Source organism: Dehalobacter sp. DCM (assembly GCF_024972775.1).
Taxonomy (GTDB): Bacteria; Bacillota; Desulfitobacteriia; order Desulfitobacteriales; family Syntrophobotulaceae; genus Dehalobacter.
Map to the genome: position 1 here is coordinate 3,983,091 of NZ_CP092282.1, position 25,609 is coordinate 4,008,699.

Here is a 25,609-nt window from a genome sequence, read left to right on the forward strand (position 1 = left end):
CATTCGTCTTTTCCATTAGTTCTGAGCAGATTTTACTCATCTTTCAACGGCTGAGCTACAACTTCTGCCTCCGAGTCGATTTCCTGATGCACAGCTTCAAGTTCTTTAAGGAGCTTCACAGACGGGAATTCGGGATACTCGATCCTGGAATGGAAGATCCCGCTCAATACCTTAGTAAACGCTACTGCTATCTTGTCCAGATCTTTGAAGGTTAAGTCACACTGATCGAGTTGGCCTTCGTCAAACTTTTCCTTGATGATCTTTCGTACTAACCCTTCGATTTTTCCCGGATTGTTTAGTTTCTGAGAACGAACAGCCGCTTCAACATTATCGGCCAGAAGAACGAGTGCCGCCTCTTTGGTTTGCGGACGCGGTCCGTCATAACGGAATGCTTCTTCTGGCATCTCCGCATTTTCTTCCAGCGCTTTGTGATAAAAGAACGACACCGTGCTGTCGCCATGGTGCTGGGCAATGATATCCTGGATGTTCTGTGGAAGTTTATGTTCCTTAGCCATTTCTAACCCGTCTTTGACATGGGAAATAATGATCAGTGAACTGAGTGTTGGCGCAAGCTTATCATGGGGATTATCCTTGGAAAATTGATTCTCAATAAAGAAATACGGCCTCTTCAGCTTTCCGATATCATGGTAAAGGGCGCCGACACGGACTAACACAGGATCAGCTGCAACTTCTTCAGCCGCTGTTTCCGCAAGGTTGCCGACGACAACACTGTGATGGTAGGTGCCCGGAGCTTCAATCAACAAATTTTTTAGCAAAGGGGCATTTGGATTAGAGAGTTCGAGGAGCCTGACCGCAGAGGTAATATTAAAGCTTGACTCCAGCCAGGGAAGGATGCCCATGGTAAGGACAGAACACAAAAAGCCGCTGCCGATACTCAATACCATGCCAATCAGCCAAAAGGTTATACTGTACTGGAGAATCAAAACAACACCGCTTACCATAACCGCATTGATCAACGCAATGAATAATCCCGCTCTGGCCAAATCTGAGCGGTGATCCAGCTTGGCTACACTCAGGATTCCAATGATCCCGCTAAACAAGGCAAAAAAACCGGCTATGGTTCCCGTAGCTCCCATACTGTTTGGATCCGCCATGGTTGAGATCAATACAGCCAATACGGTACCGACAATGATGGCGATCCGTACACCAAGCAAAATAGTGACGGACATCGTTACCCAAGCCGCAGGAATGAGGACTGCCGTCAGCGCGTTTATTTCCGAATCGCCCAAATTAATGGCTATAAAGATCTTTCCAAGCGCCAGGGAGGCAACCATCAACATTCCGATCAATACAAGTCTTTTCCAGTTGCGATAAGTCTCCTGGCTTAATTGATGAGAAAACAAAATAACGATGGCCATGGATAAAAGGACAAGCAAAGCGACTCCGGCTGTCGGTATCCACGGCGATTTGAGTTCTACTAACCCATAGACCTGTAAGGCCCGATAGATTTCCGAATCGACGATTTCGCCCGGGCCGACGATTTTTTCGTTTTGCCGATAGATACGATAGGTGGGGGTAACCTGAGAACTCGCAATATTTTTTAGTTTGTCGGTTGCTTCTTCATCAATAGTCAGTGTGGGTTTAATGACACCTAAGTCGATATAGGCATTCATCAATGATTTCATCGAATCCGTAATACTTGATTTGCTGATTTGTACCGCCATTCTGTCTTGCAACAGGGGAACTTCCGACTGAGACCTTGCCCCGCTGTTGGTATCCCTGGCTAAACCCAGGATGATTCGGGTCGCTACTTCCTCGGCCGTATCAACCTGATTACTTGAAAGCTGCAGTAACGATGACAAGGTTCGGTCTGTTAACGCAGAATAAGGAACCAGTTTTCTCAAATTGTCCAATTTTTCTGTTGTATCGGCCTTCGAATCGATCGCGTCATTCAGCACATCAAAGGTCCGCTCCAAATCCTCCGATAAAAATGTAATTTGAGACTGATCTGCCTTGTAGACCGGCTCGATCTTATTCGCTGCGGCTTCCTGATCCTCCCGGTATTTTGTCAGATCCTCAATCTTTTTTTCATAGGGTGCCGTAATCAACTCCGTACTCGGCTCCCCCAGCTCCACATTCAATTTTGATTGAAAAAGATCAGACGCCAAAAGGGCTGTAAACAGCAGGAAAAACAGCACAAATGCCGCAACCTTCCATCTGCCGATAACACGCCCGGTTTGCATTGGTAAAAACATATTTCTTATTTTTTTGCTCAAATCCACCAATCCTACCCTAGTACCTTCGTTACCTTAAATTGATTTGTGTTTTTCTTAGTATATCAGAAAGTATCATTCCTTTCTGATATATCTAAGTGCAACTATGGCTTTCGCCAGCGCCATAAGGCTTGGGTAAGCCAAGTTTTCTAGTCTTCTTTGTCTGCTGTTTCATACGCGTGGATAATGCTTTGCACTAGCGGGTTTCGTACAATATCATCTAAAGTAAAGTAGTGGAAAGAAATATCGTCAATCCTTTTCAGGATATGCTGAACTTCAATTAATCCTGAATAATTGCCCCGGGGCAGGTCAACCTGCGTAATATCGCCGGTAACAACTGCCTTTGACCCAAAACCCAGCCGAGTCAGGAACATTTTCATCTGTTCCGGCGTGGTGTTCTGAGCCTCGTCCAGGATAATAAACGAGTCATCCAGTGTTCGTCCCCGCATATACGCCAGCGGTGCTATTTCAATGGTTCCTTTTTCCACATAACGAGCCGTCGTCTCTGAGCCAAGAAGATCATACAACGCGTCATACAGCGGTCGAAGATAGGGATTCACTTTTTCCTGAAGATCGCCGGGCAGGAAGCCAAGCTTCTCTCCTGCTTCGACGGCAGGTCGGGTCAGCACGATCCGGTTGACTTCTTTGGCCCGAAGGGCTTTGACAGCCATGACCACGGCCAAATAGGTCTTTCCGGTACCGGCCGGACCAATGCCGAATACCAGCGACTGTTTTTCAATTGCTTTAACATATTTTGCCTGACCCAGAGTCTTTGGCTTGATAGGACGTCCTCTTTGGGTTGTAGCGATGATATGCGTCAGGTTTTGGGCCATTTCCTGACCCGTTCCTTCTTCGACTTTTGAGGCGACATAGGTCACATCAGCCAGTGTCAGCGTATTGCCCTTACGGATCAAGTCAAGCAGCTGCTTGACAACCTCCTGTGCCAATCCGATTTGGTGTTCCTCGCCCACAATGGTCAATTCTTCACCGCGAAAAACCAGCTGGCATCCCAGGCGTTCTTCTAAAAACCGCAAGTTTGCGTCTTCAAGACCAAATAAATTCAGTGCCTCTTCTTTGTCCTTCAGGTAGAGTTTTGTCTCGCTGCGCAATAGAGAGTTCCTCCGAACGATTAGTATCGTGTGTTATCACTATATTATTTGCTGCTACTGTTTATAAACAGCCAGTTCTTCGAAAGTTTCAATCTCAACGCGGATTCGTGCAGCACCGCTATCAGACGGCAGGATCCGAATCGCATCATTAAGTATCTTGGCATCAGAGGGCAGCTTTAATTTCAATTCTTCCCGAGCCAGCGTTTCTGCAAGTTTTTTTGCTTCAGATTCTGTACGTACGATGTGGACTTTCTTCGTCTCATCATAATGTACCTTAATCAATTCGACAGGGAAACGCCAATTCCTCCAAATGTGCCAAGTATAAGTATACGTTTCTGCAACAGCTTCCGCATAGGGACTGCTTTCGTTCGTTATCATTATAACTCGGTTGTTCAATTTTATTCCCCATCCATCGGCATCTTTGTCTGTTTTGACGACCTGGTCCTCTTCTAACGGAACCTTCTTTTCGGCACTATACCATACTCTGCCGCGGACAAACCCCTTTGCCGCCGGTGCGTCGACGTTGCTTTTTTTAACCGTGCTGTCCCCGGAGACATCAAAGCTATATTCCGTCATACCGCCTGCCGCTTTGATCAAGACCTGCCCGGCCTTGACTGTATCACCTTCCTTGACGAGGGCATTCCCCTGGATGACGATAACGTCTTCAACGTACGCCGTCTTGGCTGCGATAAGATCACCTTGAAAAATCACCTTCTTGGGCAGTGTTTTCTCGACCACCCGGATCCGGATATTCGTTCCGCGTTTCTCCATAGTGACCCAGGCCAAGTCGGTCATGTTATCCTGGATTTGTTTACTCATACTGTCCATATCCAGTTTGCTTTTAAGAACCCACGTTTTCAATCCGGCTTTTTCAGCTTCGGCCAGAATTTGCTCGTCGGTTATTCTGCTGTTACCTTCCAGGCTAATGGAAAGGACAAACTGGGATAAGATAATTAAACCGGCCGCAATGATAAAAAAACCGGCGATCAATCCTTTTCGTCTTTGCCAACGCAAAGCCACAAAGGGAAACCCGTATTTAGCCCGGGCCGAAAATCTGACTCCTGCAGCTTTAGCTGCTTTACGTAAATTTTTGAAATCCTTTGTTTCAATTTCTGCCGTAAATCCATCCGACAGTTTTTTCCCGTTATAGAATTTTATATTCTCTTTAATAGCCTCATTGATAAAGCGGGTGGTTTCATTCCCCTGCACCTTAATATAGACGCGTCCATGAAGATAACGCGCAAACTTTCCAAACATCGTCAGCCCTCCTCGAAAAACAGTCCCGAGATCCTGCCTTTTATATGGATCTCCATATCTGCTACGGAGGAAAGAACCAGTGTTTCTCCTTGCATGGTCAGCTTGCCTAAGGAGGTTCGGACAGTAATCTCGCTGTCGGAAAATCCTGTTACTTCGAGATAATCTTCAATAATGATTTCACTTCGGCCCAATACGGTTACTTTCGGCCCGTTGTCCAGGACATCTGGCGGAAATTCCAAAATCTTACCGGCTTGCTCTTGTATTTTTTTGAACATCGGTCCCACTCCCTTCATAGCATGTCTATGCGTGGGAGCAGCAAATAAGTACAAGCATTTTCAGCCGGGAGTTATTCACTCGGTACCCAAAATTCTAAATCGCCGGACCAATTACAAAACAACAGGAAGAAATGATCATAATACCACATGCCGCCATTATATTCATACATCCCGTACCGGGTGTCGATGTCCGCTATCATACTGATAAACCACGACATATATGCCGAAGGACTATTCATGATTACCTCATCTTCAGCGTCTGAGGTATCTGTCGTGGCTGTAAAGACGATAAATATACTTCCGGCGTGGGATCCATCCAGGTCTCCTTCGTAAGGCGACACCGTCACATTATATTTGATGGTCTTTCCGTCAATAATGTTTGTGCCATATGTTGTTTGTATATATCTCCATACATCGAGATAGGTCACATCATCGCCTGGATTGGATGGGACGTTTGTAGAGCCAAACATCTCGTTTAACGTCTTATTGATGTCCAAGGACAACAACGGTTTTAACGAATTAATCGGGACTGCAAAATTTAAGTTCTGGCCGTTGTCAATGACAGCCGAAGTTATCCCGATGACATTCCCTTGTTCATTCAGCAAAACACCGCCGCTTGATCCACGCGATATTGGCGCCGAGATCTGAATATATGTTGTCCCATCCAAAACCCTCGATTTTGTACTGATCAGACCATCTGAAATTGTATTTTCCAATCCCTGAGGATTACCAATCGCATATATCTTGTCACCAGTTTCTATTGTTGATGAATCTCCCAGAGTGACCGCTTTGAGTCCAGATCCGTTAATCTTAAGCAAAGCAACATCATTCGCCACATTGTAAGCAAAAACCTTTTCTACAGTATAAACTGTTCCGGACAACGTTTTAACTCTGGCACTATAGGCGCCATCGATAATATGGTAATTAGTAGCAACCTTTCCTTTGGCAGCATCAACAATAAATCCGCTGCCATAGGCCAGGGCATTGCCGGATGAATCAAATGTTTCGATATAGACAACCGAAGGGCTTACCAACGTAAATATTTCTTTGGCAGTCAGTGTCGCCACAGCACCTAGATAATTATTTACCAGTGACGTTGATATGGCAGCCTCTCCGCCGAGAATAGTCAACTGTTCCATAGCTGATGTTTTCCCGTCAATATAGCTTATTATCCGACTATCCATCGTTTTACCTGTGAGGATTATTGGTGCGCCCAGTTTAGCCGCATAGGAGGATCCTGCCAACGCATCAGCGAAGCTTGTACCAGTCGCTAAAAATGCCGTACTGAAATTATAATCGCTGTCAAATGCCTTTAGTACAGCCAAATTTGTGCCGTATTTATCGGAACCTTGAATGCGGGTTGTGTTAGGAAATGAATTCTTGACCGCCTCGCTGATTTCGTTTGTTGTCCCGATGATATATGTCTGAGATAGCGTTAAACCGGATACAAATTGTTTAAGGTTCGTGCTAACTGTGTTCTGATTGACTAATATAATCGGTATTTGGTTTTCGCCGGCATAGGATGATACAGAGAGTGCGTTTGAAAAATCACTTCCTGGGGCAATGATCAACTTACCTGAATCGCTGCCAACTCGTTTTGCGATTTCAATAGACGTGTTGTATCGGTCACTGCCGCTAATACGGCTCACAGTAAGCCCCATCGATTTAAGCTGGGACTCAACCGTTCCGGATACCGCGCCGGTTCCGCCGATAATTATGACATTCTTTGTACCCAGTGAAATTAATGTGCTCTTGGTAACCGGAGTCAGACTAAGTTTGTCTGTAAGTAAGATCGGCGCATTATATTTTGATGCTAAAGGGGTCGATGCCAAGGCATCCGGAAAGTTTCCGCCATAGGCCAAGATGGCATAGTCTGAACCATCTGGCCACCCCTCCTTTGCAATGTTAGAGGCTGTATGGTATCTGGTTTCTCCGGAAATGCGATGTGTTGATTCAGCATAAACCACATTGGCTGACATAAAAAAGATAATAGTAACAAGCAAGGGCATGATCACCTTTTTTAAACATCTCTTCATTTTTCGAATCCCCTTTCTGACACACCAATGGTTGATTAAGCGACAATGATGCAGCGTATACTCATTGTTCTATATATGTTTATATTTGATAAATATAATATTTTACGTCGTTCCGCTCATTCTATTTCTATGTTTGCTAAAGACAATACCATATAATATTACCATCTATTTCTTATATTTACAATTATTAGCTTCTAGATAGAAGTGCTGCCTTCAAACACTATTTGTCAACTGAATCACACTGACACTGAGTTATGCCCCATTCGTGGCGCAACATCAAAAAAATATCCCAAATTCGCCACCAGTGGCGAATTTGGGATACCGTCTCCTTTCAGAGGCACAATGTAAAAAGACTGCCGCACGTTCATGCAGCAGTCTTTTAATTCTCAGTTTTTAGGAACCCAAGAGTTCTCTCACGATTTGATTCACAAGTTTCCCTTCGGCTCTGCCCTTTGTTCTCGGGGTGATGATTCCCATGACTTTTCCCAAATCCTTAGCGCCTTGAGCACCGGTTTCAGCGACGATTTCCTTAGCTATTTCGCGGATTTCCCCTTCAGTGAGCTGCTGAGGTAAGTATTCCATCAGGATGGCGACTTCCTCATTAAGCTCCTGGACTTTGTCGGGTCTGTTCGCGTTCGTAAACTGTTCTATTGCATCTCGCCGCATCTTGACTTCGCGAGCAAGAACTTCTACTACTGGCGCGTCATCGTTGAACTCTGTCTTTTTATCGATCTCAGCATATTTGATAGCAGCCCGAGCCATTCGGATAACAGAAAGTCTGACCTTCCCCTCCTCTTTGGCCTTCATAGCTGTCTTCATGTCCTCAACCAGACGATCCTTCAGGGACAATTGGAGCCAACTCCCTTATTTGAATTTACGTTTCCGCGCAGCCTCAGATTTCTTTTTTCTCTTGACGCTGGGTTTCTCGTAATGCTCATGCTTGCGAGCTTCCGAAAGTACCCCCGAACGTTGACAATTGCGCTTGAACCGGCGGAGTGCGGAATCCAGGGATTCATTTTTACCGACTCTGACTTCACTCATTTTTTTATCCCTCCCTCCACTGTTCAACTGATACGAAATAATTATAATGGATGTAAATGGACACGTCAAGCCGGATGAAGTATACCAGTACCGTGTTAATCCTAAAACAGGTTTAAGGTTGACTTGATACTAACCTGCCTAAAGTCCTGCCGCCAATAAGGTGAAAATGCAGATGAGCGACTTCCTGGCCGCTGTCAGGACCGCAGTTGGTAATTACACGATACCCTGTTTCAGAGATGCCCTTTTCCGCCGCAAGTGTTTTAATTACGGTAAACATCCTGCCGATCAGGTCAACGTCGTCCGGTGTGATGTCATTGGTGCTGACCATATGTTTCTTGGGAATAATCAGGATATGTATCGGTGCTACGGGATTAATATCGTTAAAAGCGATGATATCCTCATCCTCGTAGACGATCGTTGAAGGGATCTCATGGCGGGCGATTTTGCAAAACAGGCAGTTTTCCATGTTACTTTATTAACCTCCAGTGAGTTATTTTATATTTCATACCGTTATTCATAACCTATTATGTCTTTTCTTCGCATTAATAACACGTTTAGCTCCTATAAAAAAAGAAGTTAAGATTTTTTCGATATGACTGTCTTACTGAGAATGTCCTTATCGCATTTTTCCAACGTATCCGCATACGGCGTAAAGACATAAAGCATAATTGTACTGTTAAACTCATCGAAATATCGGGCATACACCCTGGCACGGGACGCAATCAGCGGAAAGTTCTCCAGATTGGTCTTCTTGAGGGGATTGCCATACTGGATATAGGCCCGTCGGCCGCCGTCAAATTTATGAGCAGGTCCATTGATCAGCAGAATCGTATCAATTTGCGTCCAGCCCGTGTAGCCTGCATAGTCCACATTCTGTTTCATTTCAGACGAAAGAATATCCATGCGCTGTTTATCCGCAGGGCTGCCGAAGCTTTTAAGTACCAGTTCCTTATAGTCGTACTCAGCCGGCTGAAAGAGTTCCTTGATATCCGGCTCTCCATCTTCTGTAAAGCCAAACTGATTGGTGCCGCTTTTGTCTTGGATCACATAGCCGCCGTAAAAACTGGCATAGTAAGGCGAATCATCCTGAAAGAAGAAGGATGAGCCTGTATTCCAGCTAAACGCACCAAAATTATAAAGAATCGACAATGACAGATCTTTACCCGTATACTTCGAAAACCCTTCATCGTCATTGAATATCATCATAAAGGGATACCAGTCTTTTTCTTCGGTGCTTTTACCACCCGGGATCGTAATAGCTATATTTTGTTTCGCCATCAGACTTTTGCTGTCTTCATATTTCGTGTAGATCTTCATTACGACGTAACTTCTGGCTCGGGCATACAGCGGATCCTTTAAAACAAGTACGCCGCAGGCTATGACAACGATCAACGTGATGATAAGTGCTGTTTTCCATCGTTTGGCGTTTTTCATTTCTACTCCTCAATTGCATGCTCCAGCTTGACTGGATACTGGGGTATTTGATTAATTATAATATAAAAAAAACCAAGATTAAACAGCGAACGACAAAAAAACTATTCATGGTCAAGCAGATACGTTTCCTGAAAAGGACACACGATAAGGTCTCCGGCCTGCCACTGTGACTTATCCCTAGGCTTATCCTGAGGCTTATCCTGAGGCTTATCCTGAGGCTCATCTGCCAACTGATCTGTAGGCTTATGATAAGTTATATCTACTTTTTCTTTCGCGTCCGTTTGCAGACGTACACCGAGGACTGCCGGCAGCAGCAGTTCAAGGTAATTCCGACTGTGTCCATGGGCAGATCCGTCTTCTCTGACATTTTCGATAAGGACCTCCAACGGCTGGCCATTGAATTGGGCGGCATACCGTTTGCTGCTTTGGCGGCCTAAATGGATCAGCTGTCTGACTCTTTCAGCTTTTACCGCCTTGGGAATCTGATCCGGCATATCTGCCGCCGGTGTTCCCGGACGACGGGAGTAGGGAAACACATGAATCCGGGCAAAACAACAGCTTTCAATGAACGTGAGGGCATGCTGAAATTCCTGATTCGTCTCTCCCGGGAAACCAGTCATGACATCCGCGGCGATAGCCGCATCAGGCACGACATACCGGATACGGTCGAGAAGTTCTTTGTATTCTTCGGTCGTATACGGTCTGTTCATTCGGTTTAGTATGCGATCCGAGCCGCTTTGTAAAGGAATATGAAAGTGCGGGCAGACAATCGTCGGATTGGCACCAATAACTTCTAACAGTTCGGAGGTAAATTCCATTGGCTCGATCGAACCAAGCCGCAGCCTTTTCATCCCCGGTAATCGGCACAGCTCAGAAATCAAAGCAGCCAGCGTCATCGGATTACCCGATAGATCTTTGCCATACATGCCAATATGAACACCGGTAAGTATGATTTCTTTATACCCCGCTTGAAGCAGTTCTTGGGCCTCGGTAATCACATTCCGTGGATCCCGGCTGCGGGATGGCCCACGCGCATAGGGAACAATGCAGTAAGTGCAGAACTGGCTGCAGCCGTCCTGAATTTTGAGCATGGCCCGGGTTCGGCTTTCGCTTTGAATAATCGGTAATTCTTCATATATTGGGGACCGGTCATATCGTTTGACAGCAGTATGAGCCTTTTTCGATACCTTTTTTATTTCCCCTTCAGCTTCTCTTATTGGTTGAATGCTATTTACACGTTCCGAACTAAGCATCATCGGTTTTATATTATCCGGATCGCGATTATCAGCATCATTATCATCCGATGTTTTGTGTATCGTTGTATGATTTTCCTCAGCCGCGCGATCAGCCTTCGAGCTCACCATAATCTCTTTCAGTCGGGCTGGCAGAGAACGTCGGTCTTGGGTTCCCATTACCAAGACAACGCCTTCAATCTCAGCAGCCTCTTCCGGCTTGAGTTGAGAATAACAGCCCATCACAGCCACCATGCTGTCCGGATGATCTTTGACCATTTTTCGGATCAGCTTGCGGGATTTCACACTGCCGGTGCCGGTCACCGTACACGTATTAATAATAATCACCTCGGGCGATTCCGTCTCATTGACGATCACAAAGCCCTTTTCTTTCAATAATTGAGAGAGCGCTTCACTTTCAGCCTGATTCACTTTACAGCCCAGTGTAAGTAAGCATACTTTCGCCATAGACAATCCATTCTTTATCATTTATTCTCAACGTCCATATACGCAATTACGGTCGCTATCCGTCAAACAGTTTATCCAATAAAATCGTGACCTTATGTTAACCAACTTATTTCAAACACATGTCATAATACCGTAATAATTAACCCAAATCGCCGTAATGGGCCAGCACCATGGTCAGCGCAGCCAATGCCGCCGTTTCTGTCCGCAGGATACGGTTACCTAACGAGACACTTATTGCCTGTAATTCTTGTTGAGCCCAGGTCACTTCTTCCGGCGAAAAACCGCCCTCCGCACCGATGAGGATCGCAACCGGAAAACGGGGGTTTAACTGTCCCAAACAAGAATGCAAAGAACGTGTTTTTTCATCCTCATAAGGTATGATCCACTGAGTGTCCGGCGGCAACACCTTCCCCAGATCGTTCCAGTTAGTTATTGCTGCGACTTCAGGTTCGATGACCCGCCGGGATTGTTTGACCGCCTCAGCGGCAATTTTTTGCCAGCGAACCACCCTGTCCTTTGCCTTTCCGCCTTCAAGCTGAACGACGGAACGTTTGGTCCGCAGCGGCACGAAACCAGCCATCCCCAACTCCGTTCCCTTTTGAATGACCCACTCCATTTTCTCACCCTTGGCCAGTCCCATCACGAGGTACACACGGGTCTTGGCCTCGACTACCGGGAATTCCTCTTCAATAATTCGGCAGGAAGCCGCCTCTTTGGTCAGCGTTTCGATAATGCCCAGCCATTGACCACCGGAGTTGTCAAAACCGACGACATTGGAATCGATAGTCAAACGCATAACATGGACCAGGTGATGCAATTCTTCACCGGCTATTTCAAAATGACTGTTATCTCTAGTCTGAATCTTGAAACGGTGCATAAGTATCCTTCATTTCTATTTTATCCAATAATATATCTTCAATGAATTATATACGCGTTTAATTAAACTCGGCTTTGATCAAAACCCAGCCGGCATCTTCCAGACGCCCGATGCAGCGCAGATTGTTCCTGCTCATCGCATCACGTACATCGGCTTCGCGGGTATCAATGATCCCGGAGGCCAGAAATACACCGTTCGGCTTCATCAGTTCCGGAAGGCTTGGCAGCAGTTCAATGATGACGTCCGCAATGATATTGGCGATAACAACATCCGCTTTGCCTGTGAATACCTCGCCGAGATTCCCGGCATCCACTTTGATTTTGTCTTCAATTTTGTTGAGAGCAGCATTTTGACGGGCAATACGAACCGCTAAGGGATCGATATCACCGGCTTGTACGTTGCCGCCCAGTTTCGCGGCCGCTACAGCCAGAATACCGGAACCGGTGCCGATGTCAAATACGTCTGTCCCTTCCTGGATAAGATCCTCCAGTGCTTCCAGACATAATACCGTCGTTGGATGGGTGCCGGTACCAAACGCCATTCCCGGATCGATTTCGATGATAACATCGTCGTCAAGGGGATCTGCTTCCTCCCATGTCGGCTTAATTAAAATATGCTGACCGATCCGCACCGGTTTAAAATAGCGTTTCCACTCGTTAGCCCAGTCTTCTTCCTTGACCATGACAGAATCCGCTGCAACGGTCCATTCCGGAAAAAGATCTTTTAAAATCATCAGTTCTTCTCGTAATGAAACGAGTTTGGGACTTAAATATTCATCCTCGTGGAAATATCCTTTAATGATACATTTTCCGGTCAGTTCTAAACTGTCGAAGACATGGTAGTCCCAAATGCCGGACTCTACATATTCCTGTATCAGCGCCGGTGCTTCGACAACGACGCCTTTGCTGCCGATTCGATAAAAAAGATCGGTAACAGCTTCCTCTCCTTCCGATGAAACAGTTACCGCGATTTCCATCCAATTCATAACGGGCTCCTTAAAAGCATTTTTATTAACCTCTTAGCCAATAGCATCCCGAACATTGTCTTTGACTTTATCCCAAAGGGATTTCTTTCCCATCTGCTGGTTTTCGCTCGTAATGGTCCCGAATTCTCTTAAGAGTTCTTTCTGACGCTCCGTAAGTTTCGTCGGGGTGGTCACGATCACCCTCACATGCTGGTCACCGTTGCCGCCGCCTCTACGATAAGGCACACCCATACCCTTTAAACGAATTACTTTGGATGTTTGGGTCCCTTCGGGGATCTTCATTTTTATATCACCATGAAGTGTCGGGACGTCGATCTCGTCACCGAGCGCAGCCTGCACAAAGGTAATGGGTATTTCACAGTAGATATCATTCCCCTGTCTTTTAAAGAAATCATCTTTTTCGACATTGAGTACCACATACAGGTCTCCGGAAGGACCGCCCCGCTCCCCTGCTTCACCATAACCGCCGTAACGCAGACTTAAGCCATCTTCGGTACCGGCCGGGACATTAACCTGTACATGCTTGATCTCTTTGACTTTTCCTCGGCCGCTGCATTTGCTGCACGGAGAACTGATAATCGTCCCCTGTCCACCGCAGACCGAACATGTCCGCGTCGTAGCAATTTGTCCAAACGGTGTTCGTTGGGTGGCCCGTACTTGCCCAGTGCCACCGCACTCCGAACATGTCGTCGGTTTGGTTCCGGGTGCTGCACCGCCGCCGCCGCATTCCTTACAAATGACGGAAACAGGGATTTCGATCTCCTTTTGAATGCCAAACGCAGCCTCGTGCAAGGTCAGGCTGAGATCATAACGCAGGTCTGCACCCTTAACAGGTCCTTGTCGTCGGGAGCTGCCGCCCATGCCCCCCCCACCAAAAAACATTTCAAATATATCGCCAAGACCAAAGTCGGCAAAATCTGAGAAATCACCGAATCCGCCGCCAAAGCCGCCCTGGCCGTTGAAGTCAACGCCGGCATGGCCATATTGGTCATATTTTGCCTTTTTATCCGGGTCACTTAAGACCGCATAGGCTTCCGTTGCTTCTTTAAAGCGTTCTTCTGCTTGCTTATCACCGGGTTTGACATCCGGATGGTTTTCTTTCGCAATCTTTCGGTAAGCTTTCTTGATATCATCCGCGCTGGCGGACTTGCTTACCCCAAGAACTTCATAATAATCGCGTTTCATAATTTAAGCTGAAACTCCTCCCTAAATGCAATCCGGGTATTATCCATATACCGAAGCAGGTCCAAAGATACCCCTGCACCCTCAGACCTCTCTCCAATGTTTCATTATACTCTATTCCCATGGCAATTGTTAAGTATAATCGCTTATGACTTTGAAAAACGTTATGTACCGGTATTTGACCTGTCAGCGGTGAAGGCCAAATACCGGTTGGATACACGTATGGTAAAAGTATATTCAGTTACGATTAATTTATCCTTTATTTATCCTTATCCACTTCAGTGAATTCCGCATCCACAACATTGTCATCCGCAGGACCGGATTCAGATCCCTGTTGTCCCGGATTCGGTCCGGGCTGTCCGGCACCCGGTGCACCCTGCTGCTGATACATTTTTTCAACATACGGATAGAGAATCTTCGTCAACGCTTCGGATTTCGCTTTGATGTCCTGAACATTTTCACTGGCCGCCATATCTTTAAGTTCCTGCGCCGCTTTCTGAATCTGTTCTCTTTCCGAGGGGTCGCCTTTGCCTTCAAAATCTTTCAGGGTCTTTTCTGCCTGGTAAGCAAGTGAATCGGCTTCATTTCTGGCATCGACCAGGTCTTTAGCCTGTTTGTCTTTTTCGGCATTGGCTTCAGCATCTTGACGCATCTTTTCAATTTCATCTTTGCTTAAACCGGTTGAGGCTGTAATGGTCACTTTCTGTTCATTGCCGGTGGCCATATCTTTCGCCGATACGTGAACAATACCATTGACGTCGATATCAAATTTCACTTCGATCTGAGGGATACCTCTCGGAGCAGGCGGAATTCCGGAGAGCTGGAAGCGGCCCAAGGTCTTATTATAGGCAGCCATTTCGCGTTCACCCTGAAGGACATGGATGTCTACCGATGTTTGACTATCTGCTGCTGTCGAGAAGATCTGAGATTTGGTGGTCGGAATCGTGGTATTGCGGTCAATGATCCGAGTGAATACGCCGCCCAGGGTTTCAATGCCCAAGGAAAGCGGAGCAACGTCAACGAGAACGATATCTTTCATTTCGCCGGCCAGAACACCGCCCTGGATCGCGGCGCCCATGGCTACGACTTCGTCGGGGTTTACCCCTTTGTGAGGTTCTTTGCCGCTGATACGACGGATTGCTTCCTGTACCGCCGGGATACGGGTCGAACCGCCGACCAGGATTACCTGATCGATGTCGTTAAAGGTCAGCTTTGCATCCTCCATCGCCTGGCGGGTGGGTCCCATGGTCTTCTCAACCAGATCGGAAACCAGTTCCTCGAATTTGGCGCGGGTGACGTTCATATCGAGATGGAGCGGTCCTTCCGCAGACATGGTGATAAACGGTAGGTTGATGTTGGTCTGGGTGACGCCGGATAACTCAATTTTTGCTTTTTCAGCCGCTTCTTTCAAACGCTGCAAGGCCATGCGGTCTTTAGCCAGATCGACTCCCTGGCTCTTTTTAAATTCCGAGACGATATGGTCCATTAACCGTTGGTCAAAGTCATCGCCGCCCAGGAGGTTATTTCCGTTAGTCGCTTTCACTTCGACCATCCCCTGGCTCAGTTCCAGGATCGAAACGTCAAATGTTCCGCCGCCCAGGTCATAGACCAGGACTGTCTGATCATGCTCTTTATCCAATCCATAGGCCAGCGCGGCCGCAGTCGGTTCGTTGATGATTCGAAGAACTTCGAGACCGGCAATGGTACCCGCATCTTTTGTAGCCTGCCGCTGGGCATCCGTAAAATAAGCCGGGACGGTGATAACCGCCTGCGTAACGGAAGAACCTAAATAGGCTTCAGCATCTGATTTTAATTTTTGCAGGATCATCGCCGAGACTTCCTGTGGTGTATACGCTTTATCCAAAAGAGTCACTTTATAGTCCGACCCCATATGTCTCTTAATTGAACTGACGGTATTGTCGGGATTGGAGACAGCCTGGCGTTTCGCTACTTGACCGACTAATTTTTCTCCGGTTTTTGAAAATCCGACGACGGACGGTGTAATGCGCGCGCCTTCAGGATTTGGAATAACTACTGGTTCGCCGCCCTCGAGAACAGCTACGCATGAATTAGTGGTTCCTAAGTCGATACCGATTACTTTTCCCATGATATATTTCCTCCTTAACACGTTAACATTCGTTTTATTTCCTGGTTTGTGTAAAACTCTTGTTCAGAAGTTATTGTATCCTTTAACCGGATACCTTCACTCTGCTGGGCCGGATGACCTTCTCCTTGAGGTAATATCCCCTTTGGAGCTCTTCGAGAATCATGTTTTCAGGCTGGTCCGAATCTTCCCGAAGCAGTGCTTCATGAAGGTAAGGATCAAATTCCTTGCCTACGGACGGGATGGCTTTCAGTCCTTCATCCTCCAGAACTTTCAGGAACATCCTTTCAATCATTTCCACACCCTGGGACAGGGCTTCAAAATCACTGTTTTTTCTGCTCGAGACAATCGCTCGCTCAAAATTATCCAGTACCGGAAGTAACGCTAAAATCAAGCGTTCCGACGCATACTTGGCTGTTTCTTCCTTTTCCTTCTGCGTCCGTTTGCGGAAATTGTCAAATTCCGCCATCAGTCTCTGCAGCTGGGAATAATAATCCTCCGCTTTGGCCTTCTGCTCCTCTATTTCTTCCCGCAGATGCTGCAGATGATCCGCCGGATCCTCCGCCGGGCATTCGGTACATGGTTGATCCATTTCGTTGACGTTATTCTCTTTTTGTGTGCTAACAGCCTCTTTTTTTTCTTTACCCACGCTGTCGCCTCCCTTCATTGTTATCTCCGGGGCTTTCGGTGTCTTTCAGTCAGAAGCTCCGTCAAACTTTTCGTCATATAATCGACGATAGTAATCGCTTTGCCGTAATCCATACGCGTTGGCCCAAGAACCCCGACGGAACCAATCTGTTTCCCATTAATCTGGTACGTTGCGGAAATGACGCTGCAATTTTTGAAAACCTGATCAGCGTTTTCAGCTCCAATCATCACATTAACACCTTGATGATCCGGCTTAATCAGTTCCTTCAATTTATTATTCTCATTAAATACGGCAAATAGGTTTCTTACTTTATCGATATCCCTGAATTCGGGCTGATCAAGCATATTCAAAGTTCCACCGAGATAAATGCGTTCTTCACCCGCACCCTCATTATCGTCAAACATCCTTTCCAGAATTCCCATCATACCATCGATGATTCGGCGTTTACGTGACAATTCACCGTAAATTTCTTCGATAAGGCCCTTTTTCATGTCCTGAACACGCGTCCCGCTCATCTTCTGGTTAAAGATGTTGGCCAAAAGTTGTAGTTCCTCGGGCGTAGTATCCGTCCCGATATCCACAATATTGTTTTCCACTGTTCCATTTTCTTTGACGGTAACCATAATGGCCTTGCCCTGCTCGTAAGGTAGAAAATACATGTTCTTCAGAACACTGCTCCTGCTTTTCGGGCCAAGCACGATGCTGGTTAAATTGGTAATCTGAGAAATCAGTTTCCCTGTATAGGTGATCACTTCCTGAACTTCACTCAGACGGCTTGTCATTTCCTGATTAATCGATTTTTGCTCTTCCTTATTGAGGATGAGCGGATCCATTAGGTAATCGACGTAATAGCGATACCCGGAGTCGGATGGCACCCTTCCCGCAGAGGTGTGTGGCTGCTCGATTAGCCCCATCTCTTCCAGATCGGCCATTTCATTGCGAATTGTTGCCGGGGAAACCCCTAATTCAAACTTTTTGGAAATGGTTCTGGAACCAACCGGTTCCGCGGTGGCAATATAGTCTTGCACGATCGCTTTTAATATTTTGTGTTTGCGTTCATCCATTTCCATTGGTGTGCCACCCCCGTCTTGTTTGTTAGCACTCTATCGAGGTGAGTGCTAATCATCTGAACATAATTTAGCATGACGGTAAAATATTGTCAAGAGGAATCCATGCTTTATATGAATGAATAATATTAAAAGTCGTTTAGAATACATCAATAATAAGATGTCCCATCCAAAATGCTCTCATTCAATTCGGGCTGATTAGCGAATAAAATCTACCAGAATGCCATTCAGCACAAAGAAATAAGCCGGGTCGATCATTAATCTGCCGTCGTTTATTAATAGAATTTTCTTATTCAGATAGTCTTGAAGTTTTTGACCATATACGTCGTTAACTTCCGCCCCAAACTTATCAGCAAATCCGCGGAGATCAATGCCCGCTGTTGTTCGCAGGCCCAGCATCATATATTCTGAAATACGCTGATCTTTGGTCAGAATTTCCGTCGCTGAATCATCCCACGGACGATTTCCAGCAGAGAGATGTTTTCTATAGTCAGTAATGTCCTCCATATTCTTACTGCGGACATCATTGACACACGATACAGCCCCGGGGCCGAGTCCAGTATAATCCTCGCTTCGCCAATACGTCAAATTGTGGCGACACTCAAAACCCGGCTTTGCAAAATTTGAGACTTCATAATGGATATACCCGTTGCTCTGAAGATAGCCGACCGCCCATTGATACATATCAGCGTCACTATCGTCGTCCGGAATGGTAATTTTGCCGGATGTATAATCATGATCCAAAGGGGTCCCTTCCTCGACGGTGAGCGCGTAGAGCGAAAGATGCTCTGGATTAAGGGCGACAGCCTGCTTTAGGCTATCCTGCCAGTTACGCATCCGCTGGCCGGGAAGGCCAAACATCAGATCCATGTTCAAATTATCAAATCCCGCTTTTCGGATCAGTTCAACACTGTTATATATATCCTTAACAGAGTGTATCCTACCAATGGTTTTAAGGATGTGATCATCAAAACTTTGCACCCCGACAGAAATGCGGTTGATGTCATAACCGCGCAATACAGAGAGCTTCTCCGGATCAATGGTACCGGGATTACTCTCTATGGTCTTTTCAGTGTCTTTGTCTGGGGCATAGCCATTTTCTTGCGAGCACGAACTCGAAAAACGATAACCCGTGTGCAGAAGGTTAAGGAGGCGTTCCAGATCGTGTATAGCCAGCGCAGTTGGTGTTCCTCCCCCGATAAAAAGAGAAGAAACCCCTTGCGCAGGGGCTTCATTTTCGCATAAAGCAATTTCCCGTTCCAGTCCATCCAGGTAGGAAGAGATGATTCCCGATCCGCTGTTTGCTCCTTGCAATTCCATTTTATTAAGAGGCACCGAAAAAAAAGCGCAGTAATCACATTTATTTATACAGAATGGGACATGAACATATAGAGAAGTTCTCATTTATCGTCACCCGATATAATTAATCAAAAAACCTTAATCATCCATCTTAAGAACGGCCATAAACGCATCCTGAGGAATCTCCACATTGCCAACCTGTTTCATCCGTTTTTTGCCTTCTTTTTGCTTTTCCAGAAGTTTTCGTTTACGGGAAATATCTCCGCCATAGCATTTTGCCAGAACATCTTTGCGCATAGCACGAATGTTTTCTCTGGCAATGACTTTAGCGCCAATCACAGCCTGGACAGGAATTTCAAACATTTGCCTCGGGATTAGTCCCCGCAGTTTTTCCACCAGTTTGCGGCCGCGGGTGTAGGCTTTATCCCGATGCACGATGAAGGAGAGAGCATCGACGATTTCTCCGTTCAACATAATATCCAGCTTAACAAGGTTTGCTTCCTTATAGTCAATCAGTTCGTAGTCTAACGAAGCATACCCTTTCGTCCGGGATTTAAGCTGATCAAAATAGTCGTAAACAATCTCGCTCAAGGGCAGTTCATAATAAAGGCTGACTCTGGAAGCCGTGATATAGTCCATATTGAGGAATGTACCCCTTTTTTCCTGATTAAGCTCCATGATCGTACCAACATATTCCGAAGGGACCATAATCGTCGCCTTGACCATCGGTTCCTCGATGGATACAATTTTCCCCTCCGGCGGAAGCAATGCGGGATTGTCAATCATGATCTGTTCCTGAGCTGTTGTATTCACCTTATAGACAACACTGGGTGCAGTCGTAATAATACTTAAGCCAAATTCCCTTTCCAGCCTCTCCTGGATGATTTCCATATGGAGCAAACCCAGGAAGCCGCAACGGAAACCAAAGCCCAGCGCGGCGGATGTTTCATTTTCATACATCAGGCTCGCGTCGTTGAGCTGAAGCTTTTCCAACGCATCTTTAAGCCGGTCATAATCCGAGGTTTCCACCGGATAGAGACCACAGAATACCATGGATACCGCTTTACGGTACCCCGGAAGCGGTTCGGCTGCGGGGTGGTCATTATCTGTGACGGTATCGCCAACACGGGTATCTCCAACGTTTTTAATGCTGCCGGCAATATAACCGACCTGGCCGGCCCGGAGTTCATCGACGATAGTCATTCCCGGTGTAAATACACCGACTTCGGTGATCTCAAACGTTTTGCCGGTGGACATCATTTTAATATTAGTCCCTTTGCTTACAATGCCGTCAAACAAACGGATATACGGAATAGCCCCTTTATAGGAATCAAATTTCGAATCAAAAATAAGCGCCTTCATGGGCTTCTCGTCATCCCCCTGGGGCGGTGGGATCCGGTTGACAATTGCCTCCAGGATCTCTTCCACGCCGATGCCGCTTTTTGCCGATGCCAGAATGGCGTCGCTGGCGTCTAACCCAATAACATCCTCGATTTCCTGCTTCACTCTCTCGGGCTCAGCACTGGGCAGATCGATTTTATTGATGACCGGAATGATTTCCAAGTCATTTTCTAAAGCCAGGTACACATTGGCCAAGGTTTGTGCTTCGATTCCTTGGGCAGCATCCACCACAAGCAGAGCGCCTTCACACGCTGCCAAGCTGCGGGATACCTCATAGGAAAAGTCAACATGCCCGGGAGTATCAATCAGATTGAGTTCATAGACCTCACCATCTTTAGCTTTGTAACGCAAGCGGACGGCCTGCAGTTTGATGGTAATTCCGCGTTCGCGTTCCAGATCCATCGAATCCAGAACCTGTTCTTTCAGCTCCCGGGTCGACAAGGTCCCGGTATATTCAATTAAACGATCAGCCAAGGTCGACTTGCCGTGGTCGATATGCGCGATTATAGAAAAATTGCGTATTCTGGATGAAGCTGTTGCCATCGGATATTCTCTCCCCCAAATAATGAGTACCAGCAAATAATTATAACAAATTACCATAGATGAACGCAAGGCAGGGGACAAAAGGGACGCAGGGGACAAAAGGGACGTAGGCTTTTGTCCCCTGCTATGTCCGCCTGGAGTCCATTCCAGTACCGTGTGTTAAACATAGCATGAAAAAAGGCAACCGAGACGCGGTTACCTAACAAATTCGAACCATATTTTTGTCTAACTTTTTGGGGTCATTCTTTTTTCCTATCTGTCTGCGTTTCTTAATCGAATTCTGTTTATCTAGTTACCGACTATACTATGTAGTTTTTTTTCATACCGATGCGCGTCTGTTTGCCTAACCGCCTTTTCGATGATTTTTTTACCGATTCCCAAAACTCTCCCTAACTGGCGGATACTTACTTGCGTGTCATTATATATTTCATTTATTTGCGTATTTCTTTCTTCTTTAGTCAATAACTTTGTTGAATCCATGATCGAATACTTTTCTCTAATTATTTTTCTGATTTCATCGTCTGAAAAGCGCGACGAGAAATCGTAGTCAAGATATCTATCATCTTGGCGTTGGTTCATATATGCCGTATAATCTTTGGGCGTTAGAAAGTAATCCATAATCAATTTTGAAGCAATGGCATAATTCGTGTTACTGAATGCCGTTAAATAATCCTGATAACTGCTCCATTTATATTCACCTGCATGACTAACAATTCCAGCTTTAACCGGATTTTGGATGATATACCGTGCGACACTTAAAAGATAACTCTCCGATTCAACAATTTCACTGCAGTACCTGTTATAAAACAGGTGACCCCTTCTGTCGTACTTTTCGTTATGCCAAATAGCATAACCTGAGGCCAACCGTTGGATACTTTTCCCTACATCTTCATTTTCTTTTATTAATAAATGGACATGGTTATCCATCAGGCAGTAAACAAGGATTTCAAAATTATCTTTATCCTTTGCCCGCCAAAGCTGTTCAAGGAATTTTTGGCGATCTTGATCGTCTAAAAAAATATCGCGGTCATCGATACCTTTTAGAACGACATGATATATTCCCGTACTGCTTCTTTCTCTGGCTTGTCGCGGCATATTAATGGCACCCCCAGATATCTTACCATTAATTTACATATATCAGCAATATTTTTTTATGATCAATTGATTTCTTTATAGCAGAATCAGAAAAGGAGACAAAAGCCTACGTCCCTTTTGTCCCCCTTTGTCCCCTTACATGAGCAGCTGTGGCAGAAAAGTGGCGATACTTGGAAAAGCTAGCAGTATGATTAAGCACACGGCAATGGCAAATAGAAACGGCCATATTCCTTTAAAGATGGTTTCCAACGGTACGTCGGTAACGATCCCTTTAATAACATACACATTCATACCAACCGGAGGGGTTATCACCCCCATAGCGACGACCAAAACGACTACAACACCGAACCAGATAGGATCGTATCCCAAAGTCCCAACCACCACCGGAAAAAAGATCGGTATTGTCAGCATGACCAAGGCCAGGGCATCAATAAAGCAGCCGAGTATCAAATAGATAATAAGGATCATACCCATAACAATAAAGGGTGGCATTGCCATACCGCCAACCCAATTGGCCAGCTCAAATGGCACCCTGCTAATTGCCATAAAGCGTCCAAAGATGATTGCTCCGGCGATAACCAGCATAATCATCGCGGTTGTCCGTGTCGTATCCATCAGCGATTTCTTAAAGTTTTCCCAGCTGATCCTTCTTTCTAACAAGCTGATGAGAAGTACCCCGCCTGCACCAACCGCACCGGCCTCCGTCGGTGTGAACCATCCCGCAAAAAGGCCGCCGACAGAAAGGAGAAAAATAGCCAGAGCTTCTGCCAATCCGCCTTTAAGCGCCCCTATTCTTTCTTTCCAACCCGATTTAGGACCCGCCGGCCCTAATCCGGGATTACGCTTCGTAATGACATAAATTACGCCCATATAAAGAAACATCAGCAAAATACCCGGTAGTATCCCTGCCATAAACAACGCGCCGACAGACTGTTCGGTTGACGTACCATATAGGATAAAGATAACACTCGGCGGAATCATGACTCCCAAAACGCCCCCGGCGGCTATACTGGCCGTAGACAGCGATCGGTCATAATGATACTTATCCATCTCCGGCATGGCGATGGCGGCCATTGTGGCGGCGGTCGCCGTATTGGAACCGCAAATCGCCCCAAAAATGGCGCAGGCTGCTTGGGTTGCTATTGCCAGACCACCAGGCAGATGCCCCATCAGCCTGTAGGCAAAAATATAAAGACTGGTGCCGATCCCCGAATAATAGGCTAGAAATCCCATCCAGACGAACATAGCGATTACACTTAATGAATAAGACGTAAAGGTATTATATATCTCCTTTGCTGCCATCCCAAATGCAGCCGGTACCGAAGTCAGCGCACCGAAGCCGACAAAACCGACAAGGGCCATCGCGAAGGCAATGGGCATGCGCAGAATCAACAATCCAAAGAAGGCGCCTATTCCGATTAATCCAATTAGAAATTCATTCATTACTTGCTCCCCTGCTGACTGATTGGCTGTTTTACTTGCTTACGCGCTTCTTTACTGACCTGTTCTCTGCCAACAACCTGGAGCAAAGATACTAAAAACTTATACAACAATACGATACATAGTCCAACCATGCCGGCTGCGACTAAATAGATGAAAGGATAGACGGGAATTTCAACAGATGGTGAAACTAGTCCTTTTATCTTCATAGCGTACGCAAATTTTCCAAGATACCAGGCGACAGCAGCCCAAAATACAATAGAAACGCCATTTATAACCATATTGATAGTGGATTGGACACGTTGCGGAAAGCGCCTGACAAAATAATCGACAGCAATATGACTATCCTGCAAGGCACAATACCCTAAGGCGAAACATATGCCTAAGGCTGTAAAAAAGCCGACCAGTTCATACGTGCCTAATATCGGGTGGTTAAAAACCACCCGCATGATAATATTTCCGACAATTAATAGCATAACGAACATAATACATAGTCCCGCTATTTTGTCTAAGAAAGCACTAGCGTTTGTTACAAGGCCAGTAAGTTTCTTCACCGAAATTACCTCCCTGAGCATCACTTGTATTCTTCATTATATTGATCTGCCAGTCTTTTTACCATATCCAGAATCTCCTGACCGGATTGTCCTTGTTCGTTCATTTTCGCGACATATTGATCCTGAATCGGTTGGACAAGACCAATCCACTTTTCTTGCTCAGCCTGGGTTAGCTTGATTACTTCCATACCGTTTTCTTCAACAGCGAACTTTAAAGCCGATTCATTTTGTTTATCCCATAAGCTCATGGCGACTTCTTCAAAGAATTTATTACTGACGTCTTCAATCGCCTGCTGGTCCTTTGCACTCAGTGAATTCCATTTATCCAGATTCATGGTGATGAAGAACAACGTATTATAAAGGAAGGGTGTCTCGGTCAAATAGTCGGTAACTTCAGCCTGCCTCCAGCCCTCAAGGACCTCAATCGGGCCCATATTGGCCTTAACAACACCCTTGGATAACGCTTCATAGGCTTCGGACTGAGCCATCGCCACCGGGGTAGCACCCAGAGCTTCCAAGGTAGCAGCACTCAATCCTGTTGCTCTTATCTCTAATCCTTTCAAATCAGCCAGACTGCGAACCGGGACTTTGGAATAAATGTCGCCAGGGCCTGTGGTGAATACCATTAAGAGCTTAGTATCCTGTACTTCCTCGGGGTTTAACTGCTTGATTCCTTCCCAGGCTACTTTACTTGCAGCTTTGGAATTCAAGTACGTAATACCGGGTAATTCAAATACTTCCAATACGGGAAAGCTTCCGCGGGTATAAGAAAAACAAGAGGTTCCCAGGTCGGCAACACCGCTGACAACACCTTCATAAACCCCATCCGCCTGTAAGAGTGTCTGACCGGGATAACTGGTTATTTTCACTCTGCCTTCAGTTGCCTCTTCAACTGCCTTTGCCCAAGGTTTGATCAAATCATTTTCCACCGGATGCGTCGCGGGGAAGAAGTGGGCAAGCTTTAATTCCACCGGTTCATTCGATACCTTACTTGCAGTCTGTCCGCACCCTGAGAACATGCTCAAAGCCAACGCCACAATCATGATAATAACGATGTTTCTTTTTTTCACTTTTCTCTCTCCTCTTCTTATTTGATTTAAATTTCTGGTAATATCCCAATTTTTTATCCCATAAAAAATTGGGGGAAATAAAAAAACTCCCAAATAGGAGTTAGAAATCAATACAAATCCAAAATCAGTGGCTAAATTCACTTAACCACAAAAAATAGATTTTCCGTTCTTATCCTACCTTGCTACAATCCTACTATTTTAAACGAACGAGACCTACTGTTTACTACTGTCCTGCATGACTGATATTCAACCAATGC

The 25,609-nt window shown here is 45.8% G+C and carries 22 protein-coding genes; all 22 read right to left on the reverse strand.

Annotated elements, in window-relative coordinates; genetic code table 11:
• Positions 1 to 32: 32 nt before the first annotated feature.
• The 22 genes from LPY66_RS18655 to LPY66_RS18760 all read right to left on the reverse strand — a co-directional run bounded on the left by LPY66_RS18655 (position 33) and on the right by LPY66_RS18760 (position 25,352).
• The gene (locus LPY66_RS18655; RefSeq protein ID WP_337985746.1) at positions 33 to 2,237 is read right to left on the reverse strand and encodes an HD family phosphohydrolase; all 2,205 of its coding nucleotides are present in this window, start codon (positions 2,235 to 2,237) and stop codon (positions 33 to 35) included.
• A 146-nt stretch (positions 2,238 to 2,383) separates the two neighbouring features.
• Positions 2,384 to 3,343: a PhoH family protein gene (locus LPY66_RS18660; RefSeq protein WP_337985747.1), complete on the reverse strand. Its 960-nt coding sequence runs from the start codon at positions 3,341 to 3,343 to the stop codon at positions 2,384 to 2,386.
• 54 nt (positions 3,344 to 3,397) lie between these two features.
• Positions 3,398 to 4,600 (reverse strand): sporulation protein YqfD, encoded by a 1,203-nt coding sequence (gene yqfD, locus LPY66_RS18665; RefSeq protein WP_337985748.1) that lies wholly within the window; start codon positions 4,598 to 4,600, stop codon positions 3,398 to 3,400.
• Between the two features lie 2 nt (positions 4,601 to 4,602).
• Positions 4,603 to 4,875: a YabP/YqfC family sporulation protein gene (locus LPY66_RS18670; protein WP_337985749.1), complete on the reverse strand. Its 273-nt coding sequence runs from the start codon at positions 4,873 to 4,875 to the stop codon at positions 4,603 to 4,605.
• Positions 4,876 to 4,946: 71 nt separating this feature from the next.
• A complete protein-coding gene (locus LPY66_RS18675; protein WP_337985750.1) occupies positions 4,947 to 6,911 on the reverse strand; it encodes a cell wall-binding repeat-containing protein in 1,965 nt (654 codons plus the stop codon).
• Positions 6,912 to 7,304: 393 nt separating this feature from the next.
• A complete protein-coding gene (locus LPY66_RS18680) occupies positions 7,305 to 7,760 on the reverse strand; it encodes a GatB/YqeY domain-containing protein (RefSeq protein WP_337985751.1) in 456 nt (151 codons plus the stop codon).
• A gap of 15 nt (positions 7,761 to 7,775) precedes the next feature.
• Entirely contained in the window at positions 7,776 to 7,952 is a 177-nt protein-coding gene (gene rpsU / locus LPY66_RS18685) for a 30S ribosomal protein S21 (protein WP_015044591.1), read from the reverse strand.
• 112 nt (positions 7,953 to 8,064) lie between these two features.
• Complete coding sequence (locus LPY66_RS18690; RefSeq protein ID WP_337985752.1) at positions 8,065 to 8,418, reverse strand: histidine triad nucleotide-binding protein; 354 nt, start codon at positions 8,416 to 8,418, stop codon at positions 8,065 to 8,067.
• Between the two features lie 110 nt (positions 8,419 to 8,528).
• Positions 8,529 to 9,386 (reverse strand): hypothetical protein, encoded by an 858-nt coding sequence (locus LPY66_RS18695; protein WP_337985753.1) that lies wholly within the window; start codon positions 9,384 to 9,386, stop codon positions 8,529 to 8,531.
• Between the two features lie 101 nt (positions 9,387 to 9,487).
• Positions 9,488 to 11,086 carry a tRNA (N(6)-L-threonylcarbamoyladenosine(37)-C(2))-methylthiotransferase MtaB gene (gene mtaB, locus LPY66_RS18700; protein ID WP_337985754.1) on the reverse strand — a complete coding sequence of 533 codons (1,599 nt, stop codon included), beginning with the start codon at positions 11,084 to 11,086 and terminating at the stop codon, positions 9,488 to 9,490.
• Positions 11,087 to 11,225: 139 nt separating this feature from the next.
• A complete protein-coding gene (locus tag LPY66_RS18705; RefSeq protein ID WP_337985755.1) occupies positions 11,226 to 11,963 on the reverse strand; it encodes an RsmE family RNA methyltransferase in 738 nt (245 codons plus the stop codon).
• 58 nt (positions 11,964 to 12,021) lie between these two features.
• Positions 12,022 to 12,948: a 50S ribosomal protein L11 methyltransferase gene (prmA, locus tag LPY66_RS18710; protein WP_337985756.1), complete on the reverse strand. Its 927-nt coding sequence runs from the start codon at positions 12,946 to 12,948 to the stop codon at positions 12,022 to 12,024.
• Between the two features lie 33 nt (positions 12,949 to 12,981).
• Positions 12,982 to 14,133, reverse strand: a complete 1,152-nt coding sequence (gene dnaJ / locus LPY66_RS18715) for a molecular chaperone DnaJ (protein ID WP_337985757.1) — start codon at positions 14,131 to 14,133, stop codon at positions 12,982 to 12,984.
• A 256-nt stretch (positions 14,134 to 14,389) separates the two neighbouring features.
• Complete coding sequence (gene dnaK, locus LPY66_RS18720) at positions 14,390 to 16,237, reverse strand: molecular chaperone DnaK (protein ID WP_337985758.1); 1,848 nt, start codon at positions 16,235 to 16,237, stop codon at positions 14,390 to 14,392.
• Between the two features lie 82 nt (positions 16,238 to 16,319).
• A complete protein-coding gene (gene grpE, locus LPY66_RS18725; RefSeq protein ID WP_337985759.1) occupies positions 16,320 to 16,883 on the reverse strand; it encodes a nucleotide exchange factor GrpE in 564 nt (187 codons plus the stop codon).
• 20 nt (positions 16,884 to 16,903) lie between these two features.
• Positions 16,904 to 17,953 carry a heat-inducible transcriptional repressor HrcA gene (gene hrcA / locus LPY66_RS18730; RefSeq protein WP_337985760.1) on the reverse strand — a complete coding sequence of 350 codons (1,050 nt, stop codon included), beginning with the start codon at positions 17,951 to 17,953 and terminating at the stop codon, positions 16,904 to 16,906.
• Positions 17,954 to 18,148: 195 nt separating this feature from the next.
• Entirely contained in the window at positions 18,149 to 19,354 is a 1,206-nt protein-coding gene (gene hemW, locus LPY66_RS18735) for a radical SAM family heme chaperone HemW (RefSeq protein ID WP_337985761.1), read from the reverse strand.
• A 33-nt stretch (positions 19,355 to 19,387) separates the two neighbouring features.
• Positions 19,388 to 21,193: a translation elongation factor 4 gene (lepA, locus tag LPY66_RS18740; protein WP_337985762.1), complete on the reverse strand. Its 1,806-nt coding sequence runs from the start codon at positions 21,191 to 21,193 to the stop codon at positions 19,388 to 19,390.
• Between the two features lie 288 nt (positions 21,194 to 21,481).
• Positions 21,482 to 22,288, reverse strand: a complete 807-nt coding sequence (locus tag LPY66_RS18745; protein WP_337985763.1) for a transposase — start codon at positions 22,286 to 22,288, stop codon at positions 21,482 to 21,484.
• Between the two features lie 135 nt (positions 22,289 to 22,423).
• Positions 22,424 to 23,731 (reverse strand): TRAP transporter large permease, encoded by a 1,308-nt coding sequence (locus LPY66_RS18750; RefSeq protein ID WP_337985764.1) that lies wholly within the window; start codon positions 23,729 to 23,731, stop codon positions 22,424 to 22,426.
• Positions 23,731 to 24,282, reverse strand: a complete 552-nt coding sequence (locus tag LPY66_RS18755; RefSeq protein WP_337985765.1) for a TRAP transporter small permease — start codon at positions 24,280 to 24,282, stop codon at positions 23,731 to 23,733. The genes LPY66_RS18750 and LPY66_RS18755 overlap by 1 nt, the downstream gene beginning before the upstream one ends.
• Positions 24,283 to 24,302: 20 nt before the next feature.
• Positions 24,303 to 25,352 (reverse strand): TRAP transporter substrate-binding protein, encoded by a 1,050-nt coding sequence (locus LPY66_RS18760; protein WP_337985766.1) that lies wholly within the window; start codon positions 25,350 to 25,352, stop codon positions 24,303 to 24,305.
• Positions 25,353 to 25,609: the final 257 nt, after the last annotated feature.

Excerpts from the sequence above, each read along its gene's own strand:
- hemW (WP_337985761.1), bottom strand. The coding sequence starts at position 19,354 with ATGAGAACTTCTCTATATGTTCATGTCCCATTCTGTATAAATAAATGT.
- yqfD (WP_337985748.1), bottom strand. The coding sequence starts at position 4,600 with ATGTTTGGAAAGTTTGCGCGTTATCTTCATGGACGCGTCTATATTAAG.
- LPY66_RS18745 (WP_337985763.1), bottom strand. The coding sequence starts at position 22,288 with ATGCCGCGACAAGCCAGAGAAAGAAGCAGTACGGGAATATATCATGTC.
- LPY66_RS18670 (WP_337985749.1), bottom strand. The coding sequence starts at position 4,875 with ATGTTCAAAAAAATACAAGAGCAAGCCGGTAAGATTTTGGAATTTCCG.
- LPY66_RS18690 (WP_337985752.1), bottom strand. The coding sequence starts at position 8,418 with ATGGAAAACTGCCTGTTTTGCAAAATCGCCCGCCATGAGATCCCTTCA.
- prmA (WP_337985756.1), bottom strand. The coding sequence starts at position 12,948 with ATGAATTGGATGGAAATCGCGGTAACTGTTTCATCGGAAGGAGAGGAA.
- LPY66_RS18705 (WP_337985755.1), bottom strand. The coding sequence starts at position 11,963 with ATGCACCGTTTCAAGATTCAGACTAGAGATAACAGTCATTTTGAAATA.
- lepA (WP_337985762.1), bottom strand. The coding sequence starts at position 21,193 with ATGGCAACAGCTTCATCCAGAATACGCAATTTTTCTATAATCGCGCAT.
- dnaK (WP_337985758.1), bottom strand. The coding sequence starts at position 16,237 with ATGGGAAAAGTAATCGGTATCGACTTAGGAACCACTAATTCATGCGTA.
- LPY66_RS18675 (WP_337985750.1), bottom strand. The coding sequence starts at position 6,911 with ATGAAGAGATGTTTAAAAAAGGTGATCATGCCCTTGCTTGTTACTATT.
- dnaJ (WP_337985757.1), bottom strand. The coding sequence starts at position 14,133 with ATGAAACGCGATTATTATGAAGTTCTTGGGGTAAGCAAGTCCGCCAGC.
- hrcA (WP_337985760.1), bottom strand. The coding sequence starts at position 17,953 with ATGGAAATGGATGAACGCAAACACAAAATATTAAAAGCGATCGTGCAA.
- rpsU (WP_015044591.1), bottom strand. The coding sequence starts at position 7,952 with ATGAGTGAAGTCAGAGTCGGTAAAAATGAATCCCTGGATTCCGCACTC.
- mtaB (WP_337985754.1), bottom strand. The coding sequence starts at position 11,086 with ATGGCGAAAGTATGCTTACTTACACTGGGCTGTAAAGTGAATCAGGCT.
- LPY66_RS18750 (WP_337985764.1), bottom strand. The coding sequence starts at position 23,731 with ATGAATGAATTTCTAATTGGATTAATCGGAATAGGCGCCTTCTTTGGA.
- LPY66_RS18695 (WP_337985753.1), bottom strand. The coding sequence starts at position 9,386 with ATGAAAAACGCCAAACGATGGAAAACAGCACTTATCATCACGTTGATC.